Source organism: Acidobacteriota bacterium (assembly GCA_018001935.1).
Taxonomy (GTDB): Bacteria; Acidobacteriota; JAAYUB01; order JAAYUB01; family JAAYUB01; genus JAGNHB01.
Genome location: JAGNHB010000067.1, coordinates 22,796 through 29,462 on the forward strand (window position 1 = coordinate 22,796; position 6,667 = coordinate 29,462).

Genomic DNA, 6,667 nt, shown 5'->3' on the forward strand with positions numbered 1-6,667 from the left:
CCTCCTTCCGGCCCGGCCCCGTGGCGTGCCGCCCGGCCGGGGCCCTGGCCGGGACTCTGGGATTTCGCCGGTGGCGAACCGTGTCCGCCGGTCAGCGGGCGGGCTCGGCGAAGCGCCCGTCCTGGAGTTCGATGTCGTCGGGGGTCCCCCACTTCCGGTCCGGCCCGGCGGACCGGATCCGGTAGTGGGCGCCGTCCTCCCCGTGGTACCGGAGCGGGGTGGTCCAGGCGTCGAAGGCCACCGGGTGGTCCAGGTGGGCCGGGCACAGGAGGTCGTTGAGGGCGGTGATGTCGCCCGTTTTCGGAAAATCCCCCGTCTCGCGGAACCGCAGCAGCAAGGCCGCCACCAGTTCCAGCATCGCCCGGCGCGTCTCGATGGTCCGCAGGTCCTTCAGGGCGGACCGGAGGACGGGGACCTTTTCCCAGCCGCCGTCCGGCATGCGGACTTCGCTGACCTCCCAGCCGCCGCCTTTCTTCGTCATCATCAGGCTGACGTTCAGGCGGACCTCCGCCGTGGCCTGCCCCCCCATCTGGGAGACGCTGACCACGTCCACGTCCTTCTTTCCCGGGGAGAGATCCGGCATGGACAGGATCGCCTTCCGGGCGTCGTACCGGTTCAGGGCCGCCAAGGCCCCAGCGGTCGCCCACACCGTGCAGAGAACCAACACCCAGCGGAGCCCATGGCGCATGTTTCCTCCCGACGTACCGTCCCAAGGATTGGAACCCTTTTTTCCGCGAACGGTTCAAATCCAGTTTATCGGACAAGGCATGAAAATTCAAGGGGCGGGGACAGCTCGTCCAGGAGGCGGCCGAGGGCGTCGAACATCTCCGGGACGGTGGAGAACGGCAGGGTCGCCGTCAGGACGCCCTCCGGCGAGAAGGCCAGCGGCGCGCCGGCCTGGACCTTCCGGACGATGGCCTCGGGGTTCACCCTCGAGTCGCGGGAGAGCTGGATCCGGAAGGTGTCCTGCCGGCGCACGATGGCGGGGATATTCATCCGCATCGCCCGTGCCTTGAGGCGGGCGTAGTCGAAGAGCCACTCCACCACCTCGGGGAAGGGGCCGTAGCGGTCCCGGACCTCCGCCTGGAGGCCGGCGAGGGACACCTCGTCGCCCGTGGAGGCGATCCGCTTGTAGAGCTGGAGGCGCAGCCCCTCCTGGGCGATGTAGGTCTCGGGGATGCGCAGGCGCACCTGGAGCTGGATGTTGAGGGCCTCGGGCGCCACGTACGCCTCGCCGCGGATCTCCTTCACCGCCTCCTCCATCAGGCGGCAGTAGGTCTCGAAGCCCACCGTCATCATGTGGCCGTGCTGCTCGGCCCCCAGCACGTTTCCCGCGCCCCGGATCTCCAGGTCCAGGGCGGCCAGGCGGAACCCCGAGCCCAGTTCGGTGAAGTCGCGGATGGCGGCCAGCCGCCGTCTCGCCGTCTCGGAGAGGTCGTCGAAAGTGGGTACCAGGAGGAGGGCGTAGGCCCGGCGGTTGGAGCGGCCCACGCGCCCGCGGAGCTGGTAGAGCTGGGCCAGGCCGAACATGTGGGCCTTGTTGACCACGATGGTGTTCACCAGGGGGATGTCGATCCCGTTCTCGATGATGGTGGTGCTCACCAGAACGTCGAAGCGGTGCAGCATGAAGTCGAGGATGACCTTCTCCAGCTCCTTCTCCGCCATCTGGCCGTGGGCGACGCCGATCCGCGCCTCCGGGACGAGCTGCCGGACCCGGTCGGCCCGCGCGTGGATGGACTCCACCCGGTTGTGGACGAAGTAGACCTGCCCGCCGCGGGTCAGTTCCCGGGTGATCGCCTCGGCCACCGCGTCGTCGGAGTGCTTCATCACCTGGGTCTGGATGGAGAGGCGGTCCTTGGGCGGCGTCTCGATGACGGAGACATCCCGGATCCCCGAGAGGGTCATGTAGAGGGTGCGGGGGATGGGGGTCGCCGAGAGGGTGAGCACGTCCACCTCGGCGCGCATGGTCTTGATCCGCTCCTTGTGGGTGACGCCGAAGCGCTGCTCCTCGTCCACCACCAGGAGCCCCAGGTCCTGGAAGGCCACGTCCTTCGAGAGCAGGCGGTGGGTGCCGATGACGACGTCCACCTTCCCTGCCGCCAGGTCCTTGAGGGTGTCCCGCACCTGCTCGGGCCGGCGGAAGCGGCTGACCAGCTCGATGCGGAAGGGGAAGGAGGCGAAGCGGCCCAGGAAGGTGTTGTAGTGCTGAAAGGCGAGGACGGTGGTGGGCGTGAGCACGGCCACCTGCTTGCCGGCGCTGACGGCCTTGAAGACGGCCCGCATGGCCACCTCCGTCTTGCCGTAGCCCACGTCGCCGCACAGCAGGCGGTCCATGGGTCGGGGCGACTCCATGTCCCGCTTGATCTCCGCCACCGCCCGGAGCTGGTCGGCGGTGGGCTCGTGCTCGAACATGTCCTCGAACTCCCGCATCCAGTGGTCGTCGGGCGGGAAGGGGTGCCCCTCGGCCACCGTGCGCCGCGCGTAGAGCTTGATCAGCTCGTCAGCCATCTCCCGGACGGCCTTCTTGATCTTCGCCCGGCTCTTCTTCCAGGCCGTCCCCCCGAGCCGGTCCACGGCGGGCGGCGCCCCCTCCGCGCCGGTGTACTTCTGGAGCAGGTCCATGCGCTCCACGGGGATGTAGACCCGCGCCCGGTCGGCGTACTCCAGGAGGGCGAACTCCTGCTCCACCCCCGCGGCGGCGATCTTCTCGAGCCCCCGGAAGACCCCGACGCCGTGGTCGAGGTGCACCACGTAGTCCCCGGGCTTCAGTTCCCGGAAGTCGGAGAAGAAGGCGGAGGCACGGCTGGACCGGGGGGCCTCGCGCCGGGACGGGGCGGTCCGGGGGAAGATGTCGTAGGACCCCAGGACCGCCAGCGAGGCCCCGGGGAGCCGGAACCCCCGCTCCAGGGGCCCCTGGGCGATCACCACCCGCCGGGCGCCGGAGAGGTCCATCTCCTCCCAGCGGAAGCCCGCTTTCCAGGTGTGGGGGACCTCGTACTCTTCCAGGAGGTGGTGGATGCGGGCGCACCGCCCCTCGGACGAGAGCACGAAGAGCACGTGCTCCTTCGTCCCCGCGAGGTAGCGCACCAGGCCGGTGAAGTCCCCGAGGAAGGACGACGTGGCCGTCCCCCGAAGGGAGACGGGCGCTTCGGCCCCGTCGGCGAAGGCGGGGAACCTAACGAGGGGAGCGGCGGCAAGACGGGCGGCCACCCTGGCGGGCGCATGCGCGTGAGCGTCGGGCGCCAGGGCGGGATGACCGCGCTCCAGGGCCGCGGCGTACTCACGCTCCAGGGTTTCGTGAGCCTTTTCAAGGCCGTCCGCCGCCGTGCCGGCGAGGTCGAGGACCAGCCCGGGCGCCCGGTCAAGGTAGTCCAGGAGCGAGGACGCCTGGGAGGCCACGAGGCCCAGGAGGAACTCCCCCCCGGCGGGGAAGGCGCCGGCCTCGAGCTGGTCGCGGATCTCCGTGAGCGCCGGGAGGAAGCCGGGGTCCCCGAAACGGCTCTCCAGGGGGGCGAGGAGGGCCTCCGGCGACACCTCGCCCACCGGGAAATGGGTCAGGGGGAGCAGCGTGACCCGGTCCACGGCCCCCAGGGAGCGCTGGGTCTCGGGGTCGAAGAGGCGGACCGACTCGACGCAGTCGCCGAAGAAGTCGAAGCGGTAGGGGTTCTTCGCCCCGGGCGGAAACACGTCCATCATGCCGCCGCGCACGGCGAACTCCCCCACCTCGGTGACCGGGTCCTCTGCGGAGTAGCCCATCCGGACCAGCCGGGCGCGGAGGTCGGGGAGGGAGTAGTCCCGGTTGACCCGGATCTCCAGGACCCGGCCGAGGAAGTCGTCGGGTGACGGCAGGCGGTCCAGCAGGGCGGCGGGGGTGGTGGCCAGGACGCGGACGCCCCCGTCCAGCAGGCGCCAGAGGGTCTCGCAGCGCTCTTCCAAGAGACGGGGGTGTGGCGACAGGCCGCGGTAGGGCTCCACGTCCAGGGCAGGGAACCGGGCAACCCCCTCGGGGTCCTCGCCGGCGGCCTGGAGGTGCCACCGGGCCTGCAGCGCCACCTGGTCCGCGGTGTCGGCGTCGGGGGCCAGCAGGAGCACGGGGCCTTCCGACAGCCGGGAGAGCACCGCGACCGCCAGGGGCTGGAGGGTCTCCGGGAGCCCTTCCACCGTCAGCGGCTGCCCCGCGGGGGGCAGCTTCCCGGCGAAATGGGCCTCGACGAAACGCCAGGGGTTCACGGCCGCACCCCCGTATAGAACACCGCCACACCGAAGAGGAAGCGGCGGAAGCGGACGCGGCGGAAACCGGCCGCTTCCATCCGTTCGGCCATCACCCGGGGGGGCGGGAAGGCGTCCACCGATGCCGGCAGGTACGTGTAGGCCGCCGGATCGCCGGAGACCCGCCGGCCGATCCGCGGTGCAACGCCGTGGAACCAGAGCCGGAACAGGACGCCGAACCCCGGGAGCCACGGGCGGGACAGTTCCAGGATGCCGGCCACACCGCCCGGGCACAGGACCCGGTGCATCTCGGCGAGCCCCGCCGGAAGGTCGGCGTAGTTCCGGACGCCGAACGCCACCGTCACGGCGGCGAACGTGGCGTCGGGAAACGGGAGCTGGAGGGCGTCCGCGGCCAGGAATCGGACCCGGCCGCCCAGGGTGCGGTCCCGGGCCTTGCGAGCGGCGATGTCCAGCATGGGCAGGGAGAAGTCGGCGGCGGTGACCGGGCCGAGGCGGGCGGCCTCGAAGGCGAAATCGCCGGTGCCGCAGCACAGGTCGAGGATCCGGCGCGGCAGGGGGAGACCGGCCCGGGCCAGGCGGCGGACGGAGGCCTTCCGCCAGGCGATGTCCGCGCCGGCGCTGAGCAGGTGGTTGAGGAGGTCGTAGCGGCGGGCGATGCCGTCGAACATCCGGCGCACCTGGCGGGCTTTTTCGAGGTTCGGGTTTTCCGCCTGTTTCATGAGCGCATCCGGTGTCGGGATAGGGGTTTCATGTCCGGAAAATGTCCCCGGAAGCCCGTCGAAACAGGTTATTATATCGCCCTCGGCCAGCGCGGTAAATGGTTTTGGCGTGCGCCGTCACGGCGGTTCGACTCCTCCAGGCCGATGGCGAGATGACGTGGCGGCGCTTTGGATCGATGACGCCGGACAGGCGGGGGAGGGGAACCGGGGGCGAAGGCGGCGTCGTTATATCGTATTCACGAGGGCCAAAACCATTTCTGATGTCTGGGCGGCAGACCCGATGACCGTTGAACGGGCAAAAGCGGCAGCTCGAGGACTCGCGCCGCACTCCGAAGGCTCAGACGATGCCGGCGTGCTTGCAGAGGATGTAGAGGTTGTCGCTGAGCGGCTGGAGGAACTCGAAGACCCGCTCACCGTCCGTCTCCCGCCAGTCGGGGCCGGCTTTCTCCGGGGTGAGGCCCTTCCGGCTGAGCTGCACCGCCCCGAACGAGTGGGTCTCCCCGCGGATCAGGGGAACGCAGAGCATCTTCTGGATGGGGATCTGGTTGGGGTTGTTCTTCTTGAAATCCTCGAAGAGGCTCAGGTGCTGGGTGCTGTGGAACCGGTTGTCGATGCCGACGGAGCGGGTCTGCATGACCTTGACGACGAACGCCCGGGTGTAGCTGTAGGGGATGAACCCCGCCTTCTCCAGGTACTTGGGCCGGAGAAAGCGCACGTTGTTCATCTTGTCGAGGAGCAGGACGGCCACCTCGTCGTCCCGCACCGTCATCAACCGGCACAGCTCCCCGTGGAGCATCGAGATGACCTCCTGGAACACCTTCTCGTAGTCGACACCTGCCGATTCCTTGACGATGTTGGCCAGGATCCGCTTCAAGGGTTCCATGTCGTCCCTCCTAGTTGATGGTCAGGGATTCCCCCCGACGTCGAATGACGACCGTCTGGTCGGCGTAGTTGATGCGGACGTTCCCCGACCCGGAGTAGGTCTGTTCCCGCTCGCCCGTGGTGGCGTTGGTGTAGATCACCGTCACGCTGTAGGGCTGGGAGCCCTTCTCGGACTGGAGGGTGGCGGACACGCCCCCGAAGTTGCGGGAACCGCTCCCGATGGTGACGGAGATCATGGCATTCATCCCCGGGAGGCGGAGGGCGCTGGCGTCGACCTTGATGCTGGCGTAGGGGGACTCCTGGACCGGCGGGGGCGTCGAGGGCGTCGCCGGGGTGACGGGGGTGACGGGTGACGTCCCGGCAGGCGTCGCGGGCTGCCCGGAGGCGGCGACCGGCCGGCGGCCGGGTGTCGGGGTCCCGGGCGTCACGGTCCCGGGGGTCGAGGGGCCGGTCGTGCCCGGGAGGGGCCCGCCGACGGGCTGCCCGGTCACCGGGTCGATCAAGGGCTGGTCCTCCCCGGTCAGGGTCCCCGTTTCGGGCGGCAGGGGGCTGGTCGCGCCCGTCATGGCCCCGGTGGGGCCGGGGATGGTCACGCTGGCCGTGGAGGTGGTCGAAGCGGAGGGCTTGCCGTCGGACGTCGCCGGGACCCCCTTGTCGCGGAACACGAAGTACCACAGGGAGAAGCCGCCGCCGCCCAGCAGGAGAACGAGGAAGACGATGAGGAACACCATGCCGCCCTTCCCCTTCTTCGGGGCTGCCATGGGCGGGGTGTACGCCGGGGGGGCGTACGGGGCGGCGCCGTAGCCGGGGGCCGGCATGGGGGGCGGGCCCGGGGG

At 70.2% G+C, this 6,667-nt stretch carries 5 protein-coding genes; all 5 read right to left on the reverse strand.

Annotation, left to right across the window (positions count from 1 at the left end; all coding sequences use genetic code 11):
• Positions 1-91 precede the first annotated feature (91 nt).
• Entirely contained in the window at positions 92-688 is a 597-nt protein-coding gene (locus KA419_18360; GenBank protein MBP7867896.1) for a hypothetical protein, read from the reverse strand.
• Positions 689-753: 65 nt separating this feature from the next.
• Positions 754-4,230, reverse strand: a complete 3,477-nt coding sequence (mfd, locus tag KA419_18365; protein MBP7867897.1) for a transcription-repair coupling factor — start codon at positions 4,228-4,230, stop codon at positions 754-756.
• Positions 4,227-4,949, reverse strand: a complete 723-nt coding sequence (locus KA419_18370; GenBank protein ID MBP7867898.1) for a ubiquinone/menaquinone biosynthesis methyltransferase — start codon at positions 4,947-4,949, stop codon at positions 4,227-4,229. The genes mfd and KA419_18370 overlap by 4 nt, the downstream gene beginning before the upstream one ends.
• Before the next feature lie 337 nt (positions 4,950-5,286).
• Positions 5,287-5,832 carry a hypothetical protein gene (locus KA419_18375; protein MBP7867899.1) on the reverse strand — a complete coding sequence of 182 codons (546 nt, stop codon included), beginning with the start codon at positions 5,830-5,832 and terminating at the stop codon, positions 5,287-5,289.
• A 10-nt stretch (positions 5,833-5,842) separates the two neighbouring features.
• Positions 5,843-6,667 (reverse strand): hypothetical protein (locus KA419_18380; protein ID MBP7867900.1); only part of this gene is annotated, 825 nt, incomplete at its 5' end.